Annotated in this window: 17 protein-coding genes and 1 pseudogene; 11 read left to right on the top strand and 7 right to left on the bottom strand. The window is 66.5% G+C overall.

The window, feature by feature from the left end:
* Positions 1-10: 10 nt before the first annotated feature.
* The 6 genes from VGV60_07265 to dnaA form a co-directional block, all read right to left on the bottom strand.
* Positions 11-1,555, bottom strand: a complete 1,545-nt coding sequence (locus VGV60_07265; GenBank protein HEV8701054.1) for an acyl-CoA carboxylase subunit beta — start codon at positions 1,553-1,555, stop codon at positions 11-13.
* Positions 1,555-2,220, bottom strand: coding sequence for a fructose-6-phosphate aldolase (fsa, locus tag VGV60_07260; GenBank protein HEV8701053.1), 666 nt, complete (start codon positions 2,218-2,220; stop codon positions 1,555-1,557). Before fsa ends, VGV60_07265 begins: the two co-directional genes overlap by 1 nt.
* Entirely contained in the window at positions 2,217-4,763 is a 2,547-nt protein-coding gene (gene gyrA, locus VGV60_07255) for a DNA gyrase subunit A (GenBank protein ID HEV8701052.1), read from the bottom strand. Before gyrA ends, fsa begins: the two co-directional genes overlap by 4 nt.
* 5 nt (positions 4,764-4,768) lie before the next feature.
* Positions 4,769-7,183 (bottom strand): DNA topoisomerase (ATP-hydrolyzing) subunit B, encoded by a 2,415-nt coding sequence (gene gyrB, locus VGV60_07250; protein ID HEV8701051.1) that lies wholly within the window; start codon positions 7,181-7,183, stop codon positions 4,769-4,771.
* Between the two features lie 346 nt (positions 7,184-7,529).
* A complete protein-coding gene (gene dnaN, locus VGV60_07245) occupies positions 7,530-8,636 on the bottom strand; it encodes a DNA polymerase III subunit beta (protein ID HEV8701050.1) in 1,107 nt (368 codons plus the stop codon).
* A 238-nt stretch (positions 8,637-8,874) separates the two neighbouring features.
* A complete protein-coding gene (dnaA, locus tag VGV60_07240; GenBank protein ID HEV8701049.1) occupies positions 8,875-10,269 on the bottom strand; it encodes a chromosomal replication initiator protein DnaA in 1,395 nt (464 codons plus the stop codon).
* Between the two features lie 534 nt (positions 10,270-10,803).
* Between dnaA and rpmH the strand changes: the two genes are divergently transcribed.
* The 7 genes and pseudogenes from rpmH (at position 10,804) to mnmG (ending at position 17,227) form a co-directional block, all read left to right on the top strand.
* Positions 10,804-10,938, top strand: coding sequence for a 50S ribosomal protein L34 (gene rpmH / locus VGV60_07235; protein HEV8701048.1), 135 nt, complete (start codon positions 10,804-10,806; stop codon positions 10,936-10,938).
* A complete protein-coding gene (gene rnpA, locus VGV60_07230) occupies positions 10,935-11,288 on the top strand; it encodes a ribonuclease P protein component (protein ID HEV8701047.1) in 354 nt (117 codons plus the stop codon). Before rpmH ends, rnpA begins: the two co-directional genes overlap by 4 nt.
* Positions 11,285-11,512, top strand: coding sequence for a membrane protein insertion efficiency factor YidD (gene yidD / locus VGV60_07225; protein ID HEV8701046.1), 228 nt, complete (start codon positions 11,285-11,287; stop codon positions 11,510-11,512). Before rnpA ends, yidD begins: the two co-directional genes overlap by 4 nt.
* A complete protein-coding gene (yidC, locus tag VGV60_07220; GenBank protein ID HEV8701045.1) occupies positions 11,512-13,284 on the top strand; it encodes a membrane protein insertase YidC in 1,773 nt (590 codons plus the stop codon). Before yidD ends, yidC begins: the two co-directional genes overlap by 1 nt.
* Positions 13,285-13,336: 52 nt before the next feature.
* Positions 13,337-13,870 (top strand): R3H domain-containing nucleic acid-binding protein, encoded by a 534-nt coding sequence (locus VGV60_07215; GenBank protein HEV8701044.1) that lies wholly within the window; start codon positions 13,337-13,339, stop codon positions 13,868-13,870.
* Between the two features lie 40 nt (positions 13,871-13,910).
* Positions 13,911-15,341: a tRNA uridine-5-carboxymethylaminomethyl(34) synthesis GTPase MnmE gene (gene mnmE / locus VGV60_07210; GenBank protein HEV8701043.1), complete on the top strand. Its 1,431-nt coding sequence runs from the start codon at positions 13,911-13,913 to the stop codon at positions 15,339-15,341.
* Positions 15,338-17,227 (top strand): annotated as a pseudogene (gene mnmG / locus VGV60_07205) (tRNA uridine-5-carboxymethylaminomethyl(34) synthesis enzyme MnmG). Before mnmE ends, mnmG begins: the two are co-directional and overlap by 4 nt.
* 37 nt (positions 17,228-17,264) lie before the next feature.
* On the opposite strand, the gene VGV60_07200 reads toward mnmG, so the two are convergent.
* Positions 17,265-18,170: a hypothetical protein gene (locus VGV60_07200; GenBank protein ID HEV8701042.1), complete on the bottom strand. Its 906-nt coding sequence runs from the start codon at positions 18,168-18,170 to the stop codon at positions 17,265-17,267.
* A 36-nt stretch (positions 18,171-18,206) separates the two neighbouring features.
* Between VGV60_07200 and VGV60_07195 the strand changes: the two genes are divergently transcribed.
* The 4 genes from VGV60_07195 (at position 18,207) to VGV60_07180 (ending at position 21,100) form a co-directional block, all read left to right on the top strand.
* A complete protein-coding gene (locus VGV60_07195) occupies positions 18,207-18,848 on the top strand; it encodes an RsmG family class I SAM-dependent methyltransferase (GenBank protein HEV8701041.1) in 642 nt (213 codons plus the stop codon).
* 116 nt (positions 18,849-18,964) lie between these two features.
* Positions 18,965-19,765: a ParA family protein gene (locus VGV60_07190; GenBank protein HEV8701040.1), complete on the top strand. Its 801-nt coding sequence runs from the start codon at positions 18,965-18,967 to the stop codon at positions 19,763-19,765.
* Between the two features lie 31 nt (positions 19,766-19,796).
* Positions 19,797-20,597, top strand: a complete 801-nt coding sequence (locus VGV60_07185) for a ParB/RepB/Spo0J family partition protein (protein ID HEV8701039.1) — start codon at positions 19,797-19,799, stop codon at positions 20,595-20,597.
* Positions 20,598-20,653: 56 nt separating this feature from the next.
* Positions 20,654-21,100: a polymer-forming cytoskeletal protein gene (locus VGV60_07180; GenBank protein ID HEV8701038.1), complete on the top strand. Its 447-nt coding sequence runs from the start codon at positions 20,654-20,656 to the stop codon at positions 21,098-21,100.
* The last annotated feature ends 7 nt before the right edge of the window (positions 21,101-21,107 follow it).

Here is a 21,107-nt window from a genome sequence, read left to right as displayed (position 1 = left end):
CGAGACCGTTCTAGAGTGGAATGTTGCCGTGCTTCTTGGGGGGCGTGGTGTCCCGCTTCGTCTTCAACAGCCTGAGAGCCGCGATGATCCGGCGGCGCGTCTGGCGCGGCTCGATGACCTCGTCGACGTAGCCTCGCTCCGCGGCGACATACGGGTTGGCGAACTTGTCCCGGAACTCGTCGATCTTCTTCCGGCGCAGCGCATCGGGATCGTCGGCCGCGGCCAGCTCGCGCCGGTACAGGATGTTCACCGCTCCCTCGGGGCCCATCACCGCGATCTCCGCCGTCGGCCAGGCGAAGTTGAAATCGGTGCGGATGTGCTTCGATCCCATGACGCAGTAGGCCCCGCCGTAGGACTTGCGGGTGATGACCGTGACCTTCGGGACGGTCGCCTCGGCATAGGCGAACAGGAGCTTGGCGCCGTGCTTGATGATGCCCCGGTACTCCTGGTCGGTCCCGGGCAGGAACCCCGGGACGTCCTCGAAGGTCACGATCGGGATGTTGAATGCGTCGCAGAACCTCACGAAGCGCGCCCCCTTGAGCGAGGCGTCGATGTCGAGGGTGCCGGCCAGGGCCATCGGCTGGTTGGCCACGAGGCCCACAGGCGCCCCGTCCATGCGGGCGAAGCCGACGACCAGGTTCTTGGCGTAATGCTCGTGCACCTCGAGGAAGACGCCCTCGTCGACGGTCCGCTTCACGATCTCCTTCATGTCGTACGGCTTGTTCGGGTCCTCCGGCACGAGCCGGTCGAGCCGCTCGTCCTCGCGCCAGGGATCGTCCGCCGGAGCGCGGCGCGGCGGGTCCTCCATGTTGTTGGAGGGCAGGTAGGAGAGCAGCTCGCGGATCAGGGCGATCGCGGCCGCGTCGTCGGGGGCGGCGAAGTGCGCCACGCCGCTCACCGAGGCATGCGTCATGGCGCCGCCCAGCTCCTCCTTGGTGACCTCCTGATGCGTCACCGACTTGATCACGTCCGGGCCGGTGATGAACATGTAGGACGTTCCCTCGACCATGATGTTGAAGTCGGTGATCGCCGGGGAGTAGACGGCCCCTCCGGCGCACGGGCCCATGATTGCGGAGATCTGCGGGACGACTCCGGAGGCCAGGGTGTTGCGCAGGAAGATGTCGGCGTAGCCGCCCAGCGACACGACCCCTTCCTGGATGCGCGCCCCGCCCGAGTCATTCAGCCCGACGATCGGCACGCCGACCTTCATCGCCAGATCCATGATCTTGCAGATCTTGGCGGCGTAGGTCTCGCTCAGGGACCCGCCGAACACCGTGAAGTCCTGGGCGAACGCGAAGACCGCGCGCCCGTCGACCCGCCCGTGGCCGGTGATCACGCCGTCCCCCGGGATGCGCTGGACCTCCATGCCGAAATCGTGGCTGCGATGGACCACGAACCGGTCGAGCTCTTCGAAGGTGCCGGGGTCGAGGAGCAGATGGAGACGCTCGCGGGCGGACAGCTTGCCCTCGGACTTCTGGCGCGCCAGCCTCTCGGGGCCTCCCCCGGCCTCGGCTTCGCTGTTCCGGCGCTTCAGCTCCTCCAGCCGGTCCTTCATCACCCTTTCCGCATCTGCTGCGGCAGCTTTTCCCAGTCCTTCAGGAATTTCTGCAGGCCGATGTCGGTCAGGGGGTGCTTGATGATCGCCTCGAGAACTCCGAACGGCATGGTGGCGACGTCGGCGCCGAACTTGGCGGCGTCCACCACGTGGAGCGGATTGCGGATGCTGGCCGCCAGGATCTCGCACGGGAACTCGTAATTGTCGAAGATGATCCGGATGTCCTTGACGATGTCCATGCCGACGTGGCTGATGTCGTCCAGCCGACCGATGAACGGGCTGACGTACGCGGCGCCGGCCTTCGCCGCCAGGAGCGCCTGCGGCGCCGAAAAAATGAGGGTCGTGTTGACCCGGATCCCCTCCGACGACAGCGACCGGATCGCCCGCAGCCCTTCGCGGATCATCGGGATCTTGATCACCACGTTCGGGGCGCCGACTTTGCGCATGATCTCCCGTCCCTCGCGGATCATCTCGTCCGCGGTCGTGGAGACCACCTCGGCGCTGACCGGCCCCTGGACGATCGCGCAGATCTGCCGCACGACGTCCAGGAAATCCTTGCCCTCCTTCGCCACCAGCGAGGGGTTGGTCGTGACCCCGTCCAGGACGCCCCACGAATGCGCCTCGCGGATCTCGTCGATGTTCGCCGTGTCCAGAAAGATCTTCATTCCGCCTCCTCCCGGTCCGCTCCGTTCCCGCCCGCGGGGGCCACCCCGGATCCACCCGCCGTTCCCGCCGTCCCGCCGACCGCCTCCCCGGGCGGGTCCGCATCGCCTTCCGCCACCCGGGCAACCGCCACCACCGAGTCCCCTTCGTCGAGGTGGATGAGGCGCACGCCCTGGGTGGGGCGGCCGAGAAGGGAGATGTCGCGCACGTTGGTCCGGATGATCTTGCCGAACTCGGTGATCACCACGACCTGGTCGTCCACCGCGACCTCCATCACCTGGACGACCGGCCCGGTCTTGTCGGTCACCTTGAGATTGATGATCCCCGTTCCGCCGCGCCCCTGCAGCCGGTACTCCTCCACCTCCGTGCGCTTGGCGTAGCCCTTCTCGGTGACCGTCAGGATGGTGCTCCCCTGCCGCGAAGACAGGGAGTCCATCTCGACGATCACGTCGTCCCCCTGGAGGCGCATGCCGATCACCCCGTGGGCGCCCCGGCCCATCGGCCGGACGTCGGCCTCCTGGAAGCGGATCGCCTGCCCCTGGGCGGTGGCCATGAAGAGGACCTGCTTGCCGTCCGTCAGCTTGACCGACAGCAGCTCGTCCCCCTCGTCCACGCCGACGGCGATGATGCCCCCCGCGCGCGGATTGGCGTAGGCCGACAGGGCGGTCTTCTTGATGGTCCCCTTGCGGGTCGCGAACACCACGTAGCGGTCCTCGCCGAACTCCTTGGTGGGGACCAGGGAGGCGACCTTCTCCTCCGGCGTCAGCTCCACGAAGTTGACGATGTTCTTCCCCTTGCCGGCCGCGCCGATCTGCGGGATCTCGTGCACCTTCAGCCAGTGGACGCGCCCGCGCGTGGTGAAGATCAGGATCGAGGCGTGCGTCGAGGCGACGAACAGGTGCTCGACGAAGTCCTCCTCGCGCGTCGTCATGCCGATCTTCCCCTTGCCGCCGCGCCTCTGGCTGCGGTACAGGGTCAGGGGGTTGCGCTTCATGTAGCCGGCATGCGAGACCGTGATCACCATGTCCTCCTCGGCGATCATGTCCTCGACCGAGATCTCGCCGGCCATCGGGATGATCTCGGTGCGCCGCGCGTCGGCGTACCCCTTGCGGATCTCCTTCAGCTCGTCGGTGACGATGCCGTACACCAGCCTCTCGTTGGCCAGGATCTCCTTGAGGCGGGCGATCTGCTTCAGCGTCTCGGTGTACTCGTCGACGATCTTCTGGCGCTCCAGGCCGGTCAGGCGCTGCAGGCGCATGTCGAGGATCGCCTGGGCCTGGATGTCCGACAGCCTGAAGCGCAGGCGCATCGCCTGCCGGGCGTCGTCGGGCGTCCTGGCGGCGCGGATGAGCGCCACCATCTCGTCCAGGTTGTCGAGCGCGATCTTGAGTCCCTCGAGGACGTGGGCCCGCTCCTCGGCCTTGGCCAGCTCGAACACCGTCCTGCGGGTGATCACCTCGCGGCGGTGCTCGATGAAATGGCCGATCATCGCCTTCAGGTTCAACACCTGGGGCCGGTTGTTGACGATGGCGAGGAAGATGGCGCCGAAGGTCTCCTGCATCTGGGTGTGCTTGTACAGGTTGTTCAGGATGACCTTGGGCACGGCGTCCCGCCTCAGGTCGAGGACCACGCGGATGCCGTCGCGGTCGGACTCGTCGCGGATGTCGGTGATCCCGTCGATCTTCTTGTCGTTGACCAGGGAGGCGATCTGCTCGATCAGCCTCGTCTTGTTGACCTGGTAGGGAATCTGGCTGATGACGATGCGGTCCTTGCCGCGCTTCCCCCCCTCCTCGACGGTGGCCCGGGCGCGCATCACGATGATGCCGCGCCCGGTCCGGTAGGCCTGGACGATCCCCTCCCTGCCGAGGATGTACCCGGACGTCGGGAAGTCGGGGCCCTTGACGTGCTGCATCAGCTCGTCGATGGTGATGTCCGGGTTCTCGATCTGGGCGATGACGGCGTCCACCACCTCCCCCATGTTGTGCGGCGGGATGTTGGTGGCCATGCCGACCGCGATGCCGGACGAGCCGTTCACCAGGAGGTTCGGGAAGCGGCTCGGGAGGACCAGGGGCTCCTGCTGCTGGCCGTCGTAGTTCGGGCCGAAATCGACGGTCTCCTTCTCGATGTCGGCCAGCATCTCGTGCGCCAGCTTCGACATCCGGACCTCGGTGTACCGCATGGCGGCCGCGGCATCGCCGTCGATCGAGCCGAAGTTTCCCTGGCCGTCCACCAGCGGGTAGCGCATCGAGAAGTCCTGCGCCAGGCGCACGATGGTGTCGTAGATGGCGGTGTCGCCGTGCGGATGGAATTTTCCCATCACGTCTCCGACGATGCGGGCCGCCTTCTTGTACGGCTTGTCGTGGCTGTTTCCCGCCTCGTGCATGGCGAACAGCACGCGGCGGTGCACCGGCTTGAAGCCGTCCCGCACGTCGGGCAGGGCCCTGCCGATGATCACGCTCATGGCGTAATCGAGGTAGGACCTCCGCATCTCGGCTTCGATGCTGATCCTGGAGTGATCCGGAGCGGCCTGCTGGGTCTCGTCCATCGTTCTCAGATGTCGAGGTTGCGGACCTCGAGGGCGTTTTCCTCGATAAATTTGCGGCGCGGCTCGACCATGTCACCCATGAGGACGGTGAAGATCATGTCGGCCTCGACCGCGTCGGCGATGTTCACCTGCACGAGCCGGCGGGTCTCGGGGTTCATGGTCGTCTCCCAGAGCTGATCGGAGTTCATCTCCCCCAGCCCCTTGTAGCGCTGGATGCTCAGCCCCTTCTTCCCCTCCTCCATCAGGTGCCTCAGGAGGTCGAGCCGGGAATCCACCGCCATCTCGTTGCCGTTCTCGGCGATGATGAACGGCGGGTGCCTGAGGTCCTTCAGGTCCCCTTCCAGGCTCTTGAGCGTGCGGTACTCGATCGAGGAGATCAGGTCCCAGCCCACGACCGACGCGGCGTGCCCGCGGGACCTCGCCGCCACCTCGAACGTGAAGCGGCCGTGCTCCTCGTCCTTCTCGAGGTCCTCCGTCTTGAATCCGGCCTTCTCGACCGCCCGGCGCACCGCTTCGAGCTCCTCGGAGTCCTCGAACGTCTTCGCGGCCCCGACCCCCGCGCCCAGGAGCGTCTCGATGAGGCCCGGGTCGTAGCCGCGCTTGCCGAGCAGGTCCAGGTGGACCTGGTAGCGGACCAGCCGATCGAGAGCGTTGCGCAGGGACGGCCCCTCCAGGACCGAGGCGCTCTTCGGCAGCTTCACCACGCGCTCCAGGGCCGCGGTCGCCATCAGGAACGTGTTCAGGTCGTCGTCGTTGGCCAGGTAGGTCTCGGTCTTCCCCTTCTTGACCTTGTACAGCGGCGGCTGCGCGATGAACAGGTGCCCGCGCTCGACCACCTGCGGCATCTGCCGATAGAAAAAGGTCAGGAGGAGCGTGCGGATGTGGGACCCGTCCACGTCGGCGTCGGTCATGATGATGATCTTGTGGTAGCGCAGGCGCGCGTGATCGTAGTCCTCGTCGCCGATGCCGGTGCCGAGCGCCGTGATGATGGTGCGAATCTCCTGGCTCCCCAGCATCCGGTCGAAGCGCGCCTTCTCGACGTTGAGGATCTTGCCGCGCAGGGGCAGGATCGCCTGGGTGCGCCGGTCGCGTCCCTGCTTCGCCGAGCCGCCGGCCGAATCCCCCTCGACCAGGAACATCTCGGACTTGGACGGGTCGGTCTCCTGGCAGTCGGCCAGCTTGCCGGGGAGCATGCCCGAGTCCAGGGCCCCCTTGCGCCGCGTCAGCTCCTTCGCCTTGCGCGCCGCCTCGCGGGCCCGCAGCGCCTCGAGCCCCTTCTCGAGGATCTTGCGGGCCACGCCGGGGGTCTCTTCGAAGCAGGCCGAGAGCTTCTCGTTCAGCATCGCCTCGACGATCCCCTTGACCTCGCTGTTTCCCAGCTTGGTCTTGGTCTGGCCCTCGAACTGCGGACGCGACAGCTTGACGCTGACCACCGCCGTCAGCCCCTCGCGCACGTCGTCGCCCGAGAGGGCGACCTGCTCCTTGCTGATGACCTTGCCGGCGTAGTTGTTGATCGTGCGGGTCAGCGCGGATCGGAAGCCCGACAGGTGCGTGCCGCCCTCGAGGGTGTTGATGCTGTTGGCGAAGGAGAAGACGATCTCGTTGTAGCCGTCGTTGTACTGCAGGGCGATCTCCGCCACCACGCCGTCGCGCTCGCCGCGCATGTAGATCGGCTTGGGGTGGATCGGCGTCTTGTTCTTGTTGAGGTGCTCGACGAAGGAGGCGATGCCCCCCTTGTAATTGAACTCGTGCCGCTTGTTCTCGGCGCGTTCGTCCTCGATGATGATGGTCACGCCCTCGTTCAGGAACGCCAGCTCGCGCAGGCGCTGCGACAGGACGTCGAAGGAGAAGTTGACGTCTTCGAAGATGGTCGGGTCGGGCCGGAAACGGATCTTGGTGCCGCGCTTCTTCGTGGTCCCGGTCTGCCGGAACGCATCGGCGGGCTTCCCGCGCTCGAAGCGCTCCTCGTAGACCAGGCCGTCCCGCCAGATCTCGAGATCGAGACACTCCGACAGCGCGTTGACCACCGAGACCCCGACGCCGTGCAGGCCGCCGGAGACCTTGTAGCTGTCGTTGTCGAACTTTCCTCCCGAATGCAGCACGGTCATCACGACCTCGGCCGCCGGTCGCTTCTCGGTGGAATGCATGTCCACCGGGATGCCGCGGCCGTTGTCGACGACGGTCACCGAGTTGTCGATGTGAATCGTCACCTCGATCCGATCGCAGTGCCCCGCCTGGGACTCGTCGATGCTGTTGTCCACGACTTCGTAGACGAGGTGGTGCAGGCCCCCGGCCGACGTATTGCCGATGTACATGGCGGGGCGCTTGCGGACCGCTTCGAGGCCTTCGAGGACCTTGATCTTCGAGGCATCGTAGGTCTCGGCGCCTCGGGAGGGGCCGGCCACCGCGTCAGCTTCCATCGCCTTGTCTCCCTTGCCGGCAGCCACTACCTGGCTCCAAATCGTTCGCGGTTCACGGGCGGCATTGCGAGGGGCAACGACTGCTCTTGATCACTGAAGATCGCTCGATTCGGGGGGACGGTTCGGGCGGGCGGTTCGTTCCGGATCCGGAGACCCGCCCGTCGAAATTCACCGGTCGTCCGGCCTCAACAAGGGCGTGATTTTATCACACCGCCGGAGCCAATCGCAACGCATGGGGGCTGGAATTGCGTCCGGAACGAACGCCTATATAGATGATATCGGGGCTGAAGGCATGAAACTATAGCTATTTACTGTATTCAAACAACTTAACGATGTGGCCAATCCATCAGATCCGCATCGGCATGACCACGTAGCGGTAATCCCGCCCCTCCTGTCCGACCGGCCTCAGAAGACCCTGGGTCGCCTCGTCCTTGAGGGCCAGGATCACCTGCCCTGGACCCATCGCCTGGAAGAAATCGAGGAGGTATTTGGCGTTGAATCCGACCTCGAGCGGGCTGCCTGCATAATCGATGTCCACGGTCTCGGCCGCCTCGCCGACCTCCGGGTTATTGGAGGAGATTTCGACGCTTCCCTTGCTGAGGCTGATCTTGACCGCCCGGGAGCGCTCGCTCGAAAGGAGCGCCACGCGCCGCACCACCTCGGCGAATGCCGTGCTCTCCATCTTCAGCAGCCGGTCGTTTCCCTCCGGTATGACCTTCTCATACTCCGGGAATTTGCCGGCCACGATCGTCGAGCTCAAGACCGTTTTTCCGGCCTTGAAGAACACATGGTTGTCCTTGTGCCCGAACACGATCTCTCCCTCGCCCGACCCGAACCGCGACACCTCCTGGAACGCCTTGCGCGGCACGATGACCTCGATGCGCTCCTCGGAGGCTCCCTTCTCCAGCCGCCCGCTCACGTAGGCGAGGCGGTGGCCGTCGGTCGCCACCAGGGTCAGATTCCGCTTGTTCAGGATCATGAGCGTGCCGTTGATCTGGTACCGGGTCTCGTCCGTAGTGATGGCGAAAATGACCTTCGAGATCAGGTCGGTCAGCAGCGCCCGCTCGATGGCGATCCCCTTGCCGAAATCGAACGTCGGGATGGCCGGGAAGTCGTCGGGCGACAGGCCCATGATCCGGAAGCGCGCCTTCTGGCAGGTGATCTGGGCCGCGTTCCCCTCGTCGGATTTCAGCCGGACCTCCGCGTCGGGCAGGTAGCGGATGATGTCGAACAGCCGTTTCGCGGACAGCGCGATCGATCCGGGCTTCGCGACCTTCGCCTCGCATTCCGTCCTGATCCCCACCTCCAGGTCGGTGGCCCGGAACTCGAGGCCCTCCTTCCTCGCATCGATCACGATGTTCGAGAGGATCGGGATGGTCGACTTCTTCTCCACGATCCCCTGCATCAGCTCGAGTTCCTTGAGCAGGTTGTCCTTGGCGGTCACGAAATCCATAAGTCCTCCAACTGGGATCGGCTCTTTCTCTCTCTTTTGAGATCGGGAGGGATTGTAGCACTAGCAGGGGCTGTGGACGGCGCGTAAAACGCCGCCCGGGCCGTCGCGGCGCGGGCCCCGGCCGGCCCGGCCCGGTGCACAAACCTGTGGGCGGCGACGAGCGCGACTGTGGACGCTTTCGGGTGCACGGTTCGTGCACAGGCAGCGTCATCGGAATCCACAGGATCCTGTGGACGGCTCACTTGAACGACTCCATGAAGCCTCCCACGAGCCGGGCGAACTCCTTGTCGCGCTCGCGCATCGCCTCGATCTTGCGGACCGCGTGGAGGACGGTCGTGTGGTGCTTGCCGCCGAAGGCGGTCCCGATGGCCGGGAGCGATTTGTCGGTCAGTTTCTTGCAGAGATACATCGCGACCTGCCGGGGAAAGGAGATGTGCTTCGAATTGTTTCGGGACTTGAGCTCGATCGGCCGGAGCTTGAAATAGGCGGCTACGAATTTCTGGATGGCCTCGATGGTGACGGTGCGGCCGCGGTCGTCCATCAGGTCCTTCAGCGTGTCCTGGGCCATCCCGAGGTCGATCGGCCGTCCCGTGAGCGAGGCGTATGCGACCAGGCGGATGAGCGATCCCTCCAGCTCCCGGATGTTCGATCGGACGCGGCCGGCGATGAAGTGGGCCACGTCCTCCGGGAGCTGCACGTTCTCGGCCTCGGCCTTCTTCTTCAGGATGGCGATCTTGGTCTCGAGGTCGGGCGGCTGGATGTCGGCGATCAGCCCCCACTCGAAGCGCGAGCGCAGCCGCTCCTCGAGAGTCGGGATGTCGCGCGGCGGGCAGTCGCTGGTGATGACGATCTGTTTCTGGGACTCGTACAGGGCATTGAAGGTATGGAAGAACTCCTCCTGCGTCCGCTCCTTGCCGGCCAGGAACTGGATGTCGTCGATGAGCAGCACGTCGACGTTGCGGTAGCGCTCCTTGAAGTCGAGGGTCTTCTCGAAGCGGATCGAGTTGATCAGCTCGTTCATGAAGGTCTCGGTGGAAATGTAGAGGTGCCGCACGGCCCCTTTGCTGCGCAGGACCCGGTTGCCGATGGCATGCATCAGGTGGGTCTTGCCGAGACCGACGCCGCCGTAGACGTACAGCGGGTTGTAGGCGCTCGACGGCTGCTCGGCCACCGCCATGGCGGCGGCGTGCGCGAAATTGTTGCAGGAGCTCACCACGAAGGAGTCGAACGTGTACCTCGGGTTCAGGCCGGTCCCGAGCCACGCCGGCTGGGGCGGCGCGGCCTGGCCCGACGGGCGCGCGGCGCCATGGCGGCCCGCGCCGTCCGTCCCCGACTCGAGCGGGAGGCCGCTGACGGGAACGGAACCGGGATTCCCCGCGCCCCTCACCGTGGCCGGCGCCTGCCGGCTCATGAAACGAATCTGGAGATCACTGCTTTCGATCTCCCTCGCGCTCTCCCGGATCTGCGGCAGGTAGTTGCGGCTGATCCAGTCCGCGAACAGAAGGCTCGGCACCTCGATCTGGAGCGTCCCGTCGGCCAGGGACATCTGGTGGGTCGGCTTCAGCCAGGTGTTGAAACTGTGTCGGTTGATCTTGTGCTGCAGGCTGGAGAGGATTTTATCCCAGAGAGTCATGTGCGCTCGGCCCGTAGGAAAGGTTTGACGCCATCGATTTGTTGTAACGCCTTGCTGGCGGCCACTCGCATCGTATCGACGCTCATCATTTCAACAGGTTTTCCACAGGTGTGGAAAAGTCTTTCTGTTGCGAAGTTGATGGCAGGACGCCACTTGTTCGACACGAAGCCGAACCGGGCCGCGATCTTATGTCAACCCTTCCTCCCCCCCACCAGATATGGGGCCGCCGCAAGGCGCGGCGGCAGATGTTGAGCGCCGGTGATCGTCCGCGTATCGGAAACTTGCTCTGGAGACACCCATGCGCCCCCCAGGTGATGTTCCTGGAAAATTTCGGCCACGTCGGCGGTTGTGCTTTTGCTTTGACTGGGCGACGCGGACTATAGCATCGCGGCAAGCGAAGCTGTCAACACCCAATCGCGTTCTTTCGAAAAAAAATTTCCATCAAGCGGCGTGCCACGCCACGAAGAGCCCGTTCCTTGACAGACGCGCTCCGCCGGGGACATAATCCGCCCTTCCTGCAACGGAGACAAGCTCATGAAGCGCACCTTTCAGCCGAACAACCGCCGCCGCAGGAAGACGCACGGCTTCCGGGCCCGGATGAGCACCAAGAACGGACGACTCGTTCTGAAACGCAGACGGGCCAAGGGTCGCAAGCGTCTGACCGTGTGACCGGCGACGCCCGCTTCCGCCCCCAGGATCGCATCCGCAAGCGCAGTGAGTACCAGGTGATCTACGCTCAGGGGCGGAGGATACCCTCCGCGCTCTTCGTCCTGTTCGTGATGCGCAACGGACTCGGTCGGCCGCGGCTCGGCATCACGGCAACACGCCGCGTCGGCGGCGCGGTCAGGCGGAACCGGGCCAAGCGGCTGGTGCGCGAGATATTCCGCAGGCACAAGCGGGAGTTCGAGAACGTGGACATCGTGCTGAATGTTCGGGCGTCCCTGCCCGGCGCCGGAATCGCGCGCCTGGAGTCGGAGCTCCTGGCGCGGCTCCGGCCGTTCGTCCTGAAGACCCCATGACGATCACGCGCGCCGCGGCCGCGCCGGTCCTCGCAGTCCTCCGCCTGTACCGGCGCTTCGTGTCGCCGCTCCTGCCGCCGGCCTGCCGCTTCCTGCCGAGCTGCTCGGAGTACAGCGCCGCGGCGATCGAGCGCCACGGCCTCGCGCGCGGCGTCCTCCTGGCCGCCTGGCGGCTGCTGCGCTGCAACCCGTTGACCCGGGGCGGCCTCGATCCCGTGCGCTGATGGACAAGAAGACCCTTCTCTTCGTCGTCCTCTCGGCGGCCTTCCTGATCGTCTGGTGGATCCTCTTTCCCCCGCAGGCGCCCCCGAAGCCGGCCGCTCCCGTGGCGCCGCCGGGTCAGGAGACCGCCCCGTCGCCTTCGGCTCCGGGACCCGCGGGGTCGCCCGGCCCAGGTTCCCGCGGGCCGGGAGGATCGCCGAGCCTGTCGGGTCTCGGTGGCGCGGCGAGGGAGTCGGCCGCGCGACCGGACATCCCGGCGGGAGCCCGCGTCGAGGGGGCAGGCGAGGAGGAGATCCCCATCGACACGCCTCTGCTCTCCATCCGCCTGAGCAGCCGGGGAGCCCGCGTGACGTCCTGGAGCCTGAAGCACTATCTGGACGACGCCGGCCGGCCGCTCGATCTCGTCTCCCCGGCCGGCCGCTCCCTGGATCATCTGCCTCTGCAGTTCCTGCTCGACGATCCCGATGCGACCCGGAAGCTGAAGGAAGGGATCTACCGGGTCACCCGCAGGGAGGGCGGGGAAGGGGACGGCGCGTTCACCGAGGTCTCGTTCGCGTACAGCGACGGCGCGGGGCTCGCCGCCACCAAGACGCTGCGCATGCCGCACGGCTCCTATCTCGCCGAGCTGCAGTTCGCCGCCGAGGCGGGCGGGAAGGGCGTGACCCCGACTCTCGTGTGGGGCGCCGGGTTCGTGGGGCACAACGGCCTCGAGAAGGGGCAGTACGCCGACGCCGTGTGGGGCACTCTCGACCTGGAGGGGCGCGGCGTCGAACGAAAGCAGCAGCACGGCATGAAACCGGGCGCACCGTGGCTCGAGGAGGGCCGCGTGACCTGGGCCGGCGTCGAGGACAAGTACTTCGCGGCGGTCTTCGTCCCCGATGGCCCGGCTGACGGCCGCGCCCGCTTCGAGCTGCTGCGCCTCGTCGAGGAGGGGCGGGAGCAATTCCATCTTTCCATGGCGCTCGGCCTCCCGGGGCAGTCCAGGGTCCGGTTGTTCGCCGGACCGAAGGACTACGACATCCTCAAGGGACTCGGAATCGGTCTCGAGAAGCTGCTGAACTTCGGGTTCTTCAGCTTCATCGCGCACCCGCTGTTCTACGCCATGAAGATCCTGCGCGGCTACGTCGGGAACTACGGCTGGGCGATCGTCATCCTGACGGTGATCATCAGGCTCCTGTTCTTCCCGATCATGTACAAGAGCCAGATCAAGATGCGCGTCATGCAGGACAAGATGAAACGCGTCCAGCCGAAGATCAAGGCGCTCCGGGAGCGCTACCACAAGCTGGAGAAGAAGGAGGTCGAGAAGGGGCACGCGGGGGCGCGGCAGAAGCTGCGCCGCGAGATGAACGAGGAGATGATGCGCCTCTACAAGGAGGAGGACATCAATCCTCTCGGCTCGATGTCAGGCTGCCTGCCCATCCTGCTGCAGATCCCGATCCTGTACGCCTTCTACACCATCCTGTCGATCGCCATCGAGCTGCGCCGGGCGCCGTTCATGCTCTGGATCCGGGATCTGTCGAGCAAGGACCCGTACTACGTCACCCCCATCATCATGGGGGGGACGCAGCTCATCCAGCAGGCGATGACATCGTCCTCGATCCCGGACCCGGCGCAGCGCCGCATCATGTACCTCATGCCGATCATGTTCACCTGGATCTTCCTCAGTTTCCCCTCGGGGCTGGTGCTATACTGGCTGGTGAACAATCTCCTGGGAATCGCGCAGCAGTACCTGATCAACAAGAAGGCGGCGGCCGCCGAGAAGAAACCGGATTGACCGCAGCCCGCCACGCGTTTTTCCGGCGGCCGGATCGCCGAGGATGAACCGGATGGGTCACGAGCGAAAAGGCGACAGGGAGACGGAACCGGAAGGCGAAGCGCCGGCCGCCGACCCGGCCGACGTCGTGCGCCTGGCGGAGCGCATCCTGCACGGCCTCGGCCTGGACATCAAGGCCACGGTGAGAGACGGGGCGGAGGCGATCCAGCTGGACCTGGCCGGCCCCGACGGCGAGCACCTCCTGAGCCGCAAGGGGGAAGGGCTCGGCGCCCTGCAGTACCTTCTCAACCGGATCATCTATCGCGGCCGGAAGGGCCGGAAGATCCAGGTCGACTGCGGCGGGTTCCGCAAGCTGCGCGAGGACGAGGTCGTGGAGATCGCCGTGCGATCCGCCGAGAAGGTGAAGGCCGGCGGCCAGGAGTGCGTCTTGAGCCCGCTCAATCCCTACGAGCGGCGGCTGGTGCACATCGCCCTGGCCGAGATGGGCGGAGTCGAGACGCGCAGCATCGGCGACGGCTTCCTCAAGCAGATCGCCATCGTGCCGGCCGGGCAACCCAAACAGGACAGGGAACCGGACGGACGCTGACCTTCGCCGGCCGAGCCGGACGGCGCCAGGATGGTCGCCCATGCCCGAACCTCGTCCCCTGAATCCCGCGGACGGCATCGGTGAAGCCCGGCAGGCTCCCGCGTCCGAGACGATCGTCGCCATCTCGACGCCTCCCGGCCGCGGCGGCATCGGCGTCATCCGCCTGTCGGGCCCCCGCGCCCTCTCCATCGCCGCCGGACTATTCCGGCCCGCCGGCCGCGTCGCGGACGACGCGCGAATCCGCTTCGGCCGCTTCGTGGACGAAGCCGGCGAGACGATCGACCACGGGTATCTCGCGGCCTTCCGTCCGCCCGGCTCCTTCACCGGCGAGGAGACGGCCGAGCTCTGGGCCCACGGCAGCCCCGCGGCGCTGCGGCTTCTGGTGCAGGCGGCGATTGCCCTGGGGGCCCGGCCGGCGACGCCCGGGGAGTTCTCCCTGCGCGCCTTCCTGAACGGACGCATGGACGTCACGCAGGCCGAGGCGATCCGCGATCTGATCGAGGCACGCACCGCCTTCCAGGCGAAGGTGGCGCACGACCAGGTCCTGGGGCGGATCTCCCTGGAAGTGAACCGGTTGAAGGACCGCCTGGCGGACGTCGTCGCCCGGCTCGAGGCGGCGATCGAGTTCTCCGAGGAGGGGGAGGCGGGCCGCTTCATGCCGCACGGCGGCCCTCTTCCTGAAGTCGATTCCCTGCGGGGCGCGATCGAGGACCTGGCGGGGACCTTCGAGCGCGGCCGACGCGTCCGGGACGGGGCGACGGTCGCCATCGTGGGATCTCCCAACGCCGGCAAGTCCAGCCTGTTCAACCGCCTCCTGGAAGAGGACCGGGCGATCGTCACCCCCGTGGCCGGCACGACACGGGACATCCTCGAGGAAACCCTCGATCTCCGCGGCATTCCGGTGGCGCTTCGCGACACCGCCGGACTTCACGTTCCGTGCAACGAGGCGGACGCCGAGGCGGTGCGCCGGGCCCGGGAGGCGATCGCCGCGTCCGACGTCGTGATCGTGGTCCTCGACGGATCGCGGCCGCTCCTTCACGAAGAGCGGACGCTCCTCGCGGACCTCGACCGGGCGCGCGCCCTCGTCGCGATCAACAAGATCGATCTGGAATCCGGCCTGGGCCTGGACGAGGCGTTGCGTCTGAAGAAGCGCCATGGGGCGCACGAGGTCTCCGCCAGGACCGGGGCCGGGATGGACGCGCTGCGGCGCGGGCTGGAGGAGACGGTCTCGTCGGGGGCCGCGGCGTCGCGCGAGGAGACCTTCATCACCAACGTCCGCCACCGCGATCTGCTCGGGAAGGCGGCCGGGGCGCTGGCGCGCGTCTCGGAAGGGGCGGGACGCGGCGTGCCGGACGAGTATCTGATCCCGGACTACCGCGAGGCCCTCGATCGTCTGGGGGAGATCACCGGGGAGGTCGGAATCGACGGCATCTACGAGCGCATTTTCAGGAATTTCTGCATCGGCAAATGACGGCGGACGACGTGCAGGCGGCGGGCGCGAGGATGTACGACGTGGTGGTCGTCGGGGCGGGGCACGCCGGCTGCGAAGCGGCCCTGGCCGCGGCCCGCATGGGGTGCGAGACCGCCCTCGTGACGCTCGACGCGCGCGCCGTGGCGCGCATGTCGTGCAACCCGGCGATCGGCGGGCTCGCCAAGGGGCACCTGGTACGCGAAATCGACGCCCTGGGAGGGGAGATGGGCCGGGCGATCGACGAGACGGGCATCCAGTTCCGTCTGCTCAACAGGAGCCGCGGCCCGGCCGTGCAGGCCCCCCGGGCGCAGGCCGACAAGGACGGGTATTCCGCCCGGATGCACCGGGTGGTCTCGTGCACGCCGCGCCTGACGCTCATCGAAGACGAGACGCGCGATCTGCTCGTCGAGAACGGCGTCCTCCGCGGCGTCGTCCTGACCGGCGGCCGGATCCTGGAGGCGGCGTCGGCCGTCGTCACGACCGGGACGTTCCTGCGCGGCCTCCTGCACATCGGCCTTGAGAACCGTCCCGGCGGGCGGATCCACGAGAAGACCTCCGTCGGGTTGTCGCAGGCCCTCGAGCGCCTGGGACTGCCGATGGGGCGGCTGAAGACCGGCACGCCGCCGCGGGTCCTAAGGGACTCGGTCGATTTCGCCGCCATGGACCGGCAGCCGGGGGACGAGGAGCCGGTGCCGTTCTCCTTCGAGACGGACGCCATCACCACACCCCAGGTCGACTGTCACATCACGTTCACCAACCCGAGGACGCACGCGATCATCCGGGGCAGCCTCGACCGGTCGCCCCTGTACTCCGGGCGCATCACGTCGGTGGGGCCGCGCTACTGCCCGTCGATCGAGGACAAGGTGATGCGCTTCGCCGACCGCGACAGGCACCAGATCTTCGTCGAGCCCGAGGGGCGCGACCATCCGTGGATCTACCTGAACGGCGTGTCGACGAGCCTTCCGGGCGAGGCCCAGGTCAAAATGGTCCGATCGATCCGCGGCCTCGAGCAGGCCGAGGTGGCGCGCGCCGGCTACGCCGTCGAGTACGACTTCGTGCAGCCGACCGCCTGCCGACACACGCTGGAGACGAAGGAGGTGCGCGGCCTGTTCCTGGCGGGGCAGATCAACGGCACGACCGGCTACGAGGAGGCCGCGGCGCTCGGGCTCGTCGCCGGCGTCAACGCCGCTCTGATGGTCCAGGCCCGGCCGCCCATGGTGCTGTCGCGCGGTGAGGCGTACATCGGGGTGCTGGTGGACGACCTGGTCCTGAAGGGGACGGCCGAGCCGTACCGCATGTTCACCTCGCGCGCGGAGTACCGGCTCCTGCTCGACGCGGACAGCGCCGATCTCCGGCTCACCGGGCACGGCCGCGCCCTCGGGCTCGTCGGGGACGCTCGCTACGCGCGATTCGTGGACAGGCGGGACGGCATCCTCGAATTCAGCCGTGCCCTCGAATCGCGGACGATGGGGCCCGCCAGCCCGGCCGCGCGCCATGCGGAGGAGTCGCTCGGCGTCCGCATCGTCGAGCCGACGACGCCGGCGAGGCTTCTCAGGCGCAGCGACCTGGACCTCGATGCGCTCCTCCGGCTGGTGGCGGAGGACGCGCCGGCGGCCCTGAGGCCGCGCGATCGGCGTTACGTGGCCAGCCGGCTGCGTTACGGCGGCTACATCGAGCGGCAGGAGAGGGATCTGGAGAGACTAAGGCGCGAGGACGGCAGGCACATCCCTCCCGATTTCGAGTACCAGGGGATCCCCGGACTGTCGAGCGAAATTGTCGAGAAGCTCACGCGGGCACGGCCGGAGACCCTGGCGCAGGCGGGCCGCATCTCGGGGGTCACGCCGGCGGCTCTCAGCCTGATGAACATCTACCTGATGAAATCCGGCCGGCCGGCCGGATCGTGCGCCGGCACCGGAGACGCGGTTATTTCTGGAACAGCTCCCGCACATCCACGCCGAAGAACTGGTAGCCGTTGTATCTCAGGACCGTCAGGCTGTCCCACTCCTCCTGACCCTGCAGGTTCAGAGTAAACGTCTTGAACTCCAGCTGGTCGGGCAGGGAAAGACTGTGTAATTCATTGAGAAAAGTGATGTTATAGCTGCTTCCCTGGGGCTTTTTCCCCATCGGGAAGACGAGAAACCTGGGAGCCTGGCGGTATTCCTTCAGCTGATCCTTGAGCCGCTCGGTCTGGTTGCCTGGCTCGGCCTCCACTTTGAGAATGTTGGAGTTCTCCATGTCCACCCAGATCTTCCCGCTCCACTGATAAATGGTCGTCCCCGTGGTGAACGGCAACGGTGCGGTGAATTCGATGATGTGCGCCTGGCGTAGCGAGAACCATTCCTGCCCCGCATAGCGGAAATGGAACAGCTTCTGCCGATCGGGCGCGAACATCAACGTCCACGAGAACGCATCGGGGAACGCGAAATTGATGTCCGTCTCGGGGACGGTCTTCCCCAGCCGCCCGGTGTGGGCCTGCCGGAACGGCCGGTATCGCTGCTCCTGGGCCTCGACGTACATGTAGTCGAAGCGCCGCTCGTTCTTCGGATCGTCGGTCGTCTTCAGGGTCTCGATGCAGACGAATCGGAGCGCGACGGTCTCGTAGGCGTGGGCCCGCTGCCCGAGATCTTTCAAGAGGGCATCGAGGTCGAAGGAGGAGGCGCTCCCCGTTGCCGGAGTCGGGGACGGAGCTGGCGCGGCCGCGGGGAACTTACCGGGGCTTGGAGTGTGCGCCGGCGTCGGGACCCCCCGGGCCACGGGGATGGATGCCCCCGCCCAGGCGACGCACGCCATGCCCGTCAGAACCAGAAGCAACCGTCCGCGCGGCTTCACGCCTGCCTCTCCCCTTCATGCTAACGTACGCCATCTATGGTATCCGCTTTTCGCGAACGGCTCCTCGCCGGAGCGCAATCGCTGGGCCGCTCACTTTCCGAGGAAGAGATCGAGGCGTTCTCGATCCATTACCGCCTCCTCAAGGACTGGAGCCGGCGGATGAACCTGACCGGCCTCAAGGACATGGACGCGCTCGTTCGCCGGCACTTTCTGGAGCCGATCGCCGCCTCGGACTTGGTGGGACAGGAGGGAAGGCTGGTCGACCTCGGATCGGGAAATGGATTCCCGGCGATTCCGTTGAAGGTCCTGAGGCCCCGGCTGGAACTGATCCTGGTCGAAGCGTCCGAGAAGAAGTCCTCCTTTCTCTGGGCCGTCCTCCGCGGGCTCCGCCTGGAGAAGGCCCGGGTCGAGACCCGCCACGTCCGGGAGACCACCGACCTGGTCGACATCCTGCCTTGCAAGTACTTGACACTGCGGGCAATCCAGGCGCGGCGCGTGCTGAAAGGGAGGCCGGTCCCGATCCTGGAGCCCGGTGGGAGAGGATTGTTCTTCCTGTCGGCGGAGGACGCCGAATCCCTGAGGGGGCTCCCCGTTCCGGGGCTGCACCTGGTCGACACCCGCCCCTTGCCTGGTGGGGCCGATTCGGTGGTCGCGATCCTGGAGCCGGCGATTCTCTGAAGACCGTCCGATGTTCCACGTGGAACATCCAGCGGCCCCCCGATGTTCCACGTGGAACATTTCGGGGCCGTCGTGTGGCACCTAATCTCACGCGGCTGTGCTACCCTTCGCCGCACATGGGACGAATCGTCGCCATCGCCAACCAAAAGGGTGGGGTCGGTAAGACGACGACGGCGGTCAGCCTGGCGGCGGCGCTGGCGATCGCCGAGCGATCGACCCTCCTGATCGACATGGATTCGCAGGCCTCCTCGACCAAGGGGCTGGGACTGAAGCCAAACCCGGGCGGAGAGATGTACAGCGTCCTGTCCGGCGAAGTGCGGCTGGACCAGATCCTCGTGCCGACCGAGCTGGAATGCCTGACCGTCGCGCCGGCGAGCCGCGACCTCGTGGGGATCGAGGTGGAGCTGGCCGGAGTCCAGGGACGCGAGTACCGCCTGCGGGAGGCGGTCGCCCTGGTCCGCGACCGGTTTCAGTACATCCTGGTCGACTGCCCTCCGTCGCTCGGACTGCTGACCATCAATGCCCTCGCCGCGGCCGACGGAATCCTCATCCCTGTGCAGTGCGAGTATCTGGCCCTGGAGGGGGTGTCGGAGCTGGTCGAGACTCTGTACCGGATCCGCGCCTCGGTGAACCAGACCCTCGAGCTCGACGGGGTTCTGCTCACCATGTTCGACGAGCGCACCAACCTGTCCCGCCAGGTCGTCGCCGACATCCGCTCATTTTTCAAGGAAAGGGTCTTCCGGACGATCGTGCCGCGCAACGTCCGGCTCGGCGAAGCGCCCAGCTTCGGCAAGCCGATCATGCTGTACGACATCCGTTCCAAGGGCTCGGAGTCGTACCTGAACCTGGCCCGTGAGGTGATCAGGAGATATGAAAAGACAGGCACTCGGCAAAGGACTGAGCAGCCTCATCCCTGAGCCGGCGCATCTCCGGCCGGAAGGGGGACTGATGATGCTGGAGGTGAGGCGGATCAAGCCGAGCCGCCACCAGCCCCGATCCGACTTCGGCGGCCTCGAGGGGCTGGTCGATTCCATCCGTGAGAACGGCATCGTCCAGCCGGTGATCGTGAGGCAGGAGGACGACGGCTTCCATCTCATCGCCGGCGAGAGGCGTTGGCGCGCAGCCCAGATCGCGGGGATGGAGAGGATCCCGGCCATCGTGCGGAAGGTGGCCGACGACCGCGTGCTCGAACTCGCCCTGATCGAGAACATCCAGAGGAAGGAGCTGAATCCGATCGAGGAGGCCAGGGCGTACGAGGTCCTCCTCGACGAGATGAAGCTCTCCCATGCCGACGTCGCCAGGCGCGTCGGCAGGGAGCGCTCGTCTATATCTAACTCATTGCGTATATTGAAGTTACCAGCAGTCGTACAAGACTACCTGCGGGAAGGAAGCCTGTCGATCGGCCACGCCAAAGTGATCATGGCAATTCTCGACGCCGAGACACAGATTAAGCTCGCCGGGGAGGTCGCCCGCGACCTGCTGTCGGTGCGGGAGACCGAGCAGCGCGTGGCGGAGTGGAATGCGGCCGCGGCGCCCCGGAGGGGGAAGAAACCCCGGAAGGATGCGGCCGACGGTTCGGGAGTCGACCCGAACGTCGCCGCCGCCGCCGAGCGCCTGACGCGGGCGCTGGCCACGAAGGTCCGGATCGCCCAGCGAGGCGGTCGCGGGCGGATCGAGATCGAGTTCTACTCGGACGAGGAGCTGCAGCGGCTGTACGAGTTCCTGTTGACCGCGGAGAAGGGGCACTGACTTCGTCAGCCGCCTCGCCGCAGGGGGGAGCGGAGACGATGAAGGGAGGATTTGTCATGCCATTCAGCAAGGAGGCCCTGCTCAGGGATCACGTGTCCCCGGACGACATCAGCGGGTTTCTGGCGGAGGGGACGGAGATCCACGGCGAAGTCCGTTTCCGGGACGTCCTCCGCGTGGACGGGAAGATCGGCGGAAAGATCCTCTCCGAGAGGGAGCTGGTGGTCGGCGAGTCGGGAGAGGTGGAGGCGGACGTGGAAGTCGGCATCCTGTCGGTGAGCGGCAAGGTGACCGGCACGATCCACGTGCGCGAGAAGCTCGAGATTCACCCCACCGGCCGGGTCCTCGGCGACGTCACCCTGGAGAAGCCGAACCTCGTGATCCACGAGGGGGGGATCTTCGAGGGTAACATCGACATGAACGCCGGCAAGAAGAAGGACGCCCGCGACGTCCCGCACAAAGAAGGCGATATAGAGCCGATCAGGAAGCACAGCTCGACGAACTAGCAGCCGG

This window comes from Candidatus Polarisedimenticolia bacterium (genome assembly GCA_036001465.1).
Lineage (GTDB): Bacteria > Acidobacteriota > Polarisedimenticolia > Gp22-AA2 > Gp22-AA2 > Gp22-AA3.
Note: the sequence above shows the minus strand (reverse complement) of the source record. Positions and strands in the feature narration are given on the sequence as shown.